Raw genomic sequence first — 1,672 nt, 5'->3', positions numbered from 1 at the left:
GGCGGCGCGTTCTTCACCCTCGTCGTCGGGGTGCTGGCGCTGATGTCGGGGCTGTTCCAGATCAACCCGGTGTGGAACTTCGGCCCCTACAACCCGGCGCAGGTGTCGGCGGGCTCGCAGCCCGACTGGTACATGGCCTGGGCCGACGGCATGCTCCGGATCTGGCCCGCCTGGGAGGTCTACCTCGGGAACTACACGATCCCGGCGGTGTTCTTCCCCGGCGCGATCGGCATGCCGATCCTGTTCGGCCTGCTGCTCGGCTACCCGTTCATCGAGCGGAAGCTGTCCAAGGACACCGCGCACCACAACCTGCTCCAGCGGCCGCGTGACGCACCGGTCCGCACGGCGCTGGGCGCGATGGCGCTGGGCTTCTTCGCCGTCATCGAGCTGTCGGGCTTCAACGACATCATCGCCGACCAGTTCGACATCTCGCTGAACGCGACGACGTGGGCGGGCCGGATCGGCGTGCTGATCGTGCCGCCGGTGGCGTACTACCTGACCTACCGGCTGTGCCTCGGCCTGCAGCGGGCGGACCGCGAGGTGCTGGAGCACGGCGTCGAGACGGGCATCATCAAGCGGCTGCCGCACGGTGAGTTCATCGAGATCCACCAGCCGCTGGCCGGCGTCGACAGCCACGGCCACGCGATCCCGCTCGAGTACCAGGGCGCTTCGGTGCCGAAGAAGATGAACAAGCTGGGCTCGGCCGGTGCGGCCGTCCCGGGCACGTTCTGGTCGCCGGACCCGGCCGAGGAGACCGCCGCGCTGCAGCGGGCCCACGGCAACGGGCACGGCAACGGCCACTCGGTCACCCAGGGCGAGCCAGGCGAGTTCGAGAGCGTCGAAACCGCCAAGCGCTCGGAGCACTGAGTTCCGGACACGACGAAGGCCACCTCCCGCGGGAGGTGGCCTTCGGTCGTCTCAGCGGCTTTCTGGGCGGTCGGCGGGGTCTTCCCGGCCCTCGGCCTCCGGCGCTGCGTGCGCGGGCCTCGGCGGCCTTCTCAGTCCTCGGCGCCGATCGCGAAGGCCTGCTCGGTGTCGGCGCGGGAGTACGACCGGAACGCGATGTGCGTGACGGTGTCCAGCACCCCCGGCACCTTCCCGATCCGGCCCGGGATCAGGTCGGCCAGCTCCTCGTGCGCGGAGACCTTGACGGTCGCGATGAGGTCGACGTCCCCGGCGCACGAGTAGACCTCGCCGACGCCGTCGATGTCGGCGATCGCCTGCGCCGCGTCCGGGATCGCGTCCGCCTCTACCTGGATCAACACGATCGCGGTGATCACCTGGGGTCCTCCAAGGCTCGTCGTCGGGTTCGTTCGCGATCCTAGGCCGCGGTGTGCGCCCGTCGGTGTTCGGCCGGGCCGGGGGCTGGTGGGTCTCCGGTGGAGTGGGTTGGTGGGGCTCCGCCACCCCGATGCCCGATTGTGACTACGGCCGGCGGTACCGCGTCAAGGCGGGAAAGCGTGCCTTGACCCGGCACCGCCGGCCGTGTTCGGGCTTCGGATCGGGGTTGCGGGGAGGTCTGGTCCCGGTGACCCTCGCTTGCGGCTTTCGGCTGCCGGATTAGCTTCTTCCCAGCCCAGCCCAGCCCAGCCCAGCCCAGCCCAGCCCAGCCCAGCCCAGCCCAGCCCAGCCCAGCCCAGCCCAGCCCAGCCCAGCCCAGCCCAGCCCAGCC

The 1,672-nt window shown here is 70.9% G+C and carries 1 protein-coding gene and 1 pseudogene; one reads left to right on the top strand and one right to left on the bottom strand.

All coding sequences use genetic code 11. The annotated features are described in order from the left end of the window. A pseudogene (locus ACWEVP_RS23450) lies at nucleotides 1-867 on the top strand (cytochrome b); the annotation flags it as partial. A 131-nt stretch (nucleotides 868-998) separates the two neighbouring features. Here the strand turns inward: ACWEVP_RS23450 and ACWEVP_RS23445 are convergent. After that, the gene (locus ACWEVP_RS23445; RefSeq protein WP_284750247.1) at nucleotides 999-1,280 is read right to left on the bottom strand and encodes an Lrp/AsnC family transcriptional regulator; all 282 of its coding nucleotides are present in this window, start codon (nucleotides 1,278-1,280) and stop codon (nucleotides 999-1,001) included. Between the last annotated feature and the right edge of the window lie 392 nt (nucleotides 1,281-1,672).

This window comes from Amycolatopsis sp. NPDC003865, assembly GCF_053605345.1.
This window is presented reverse-complemented; position numbering and strand designations above follow the sequence as displayed.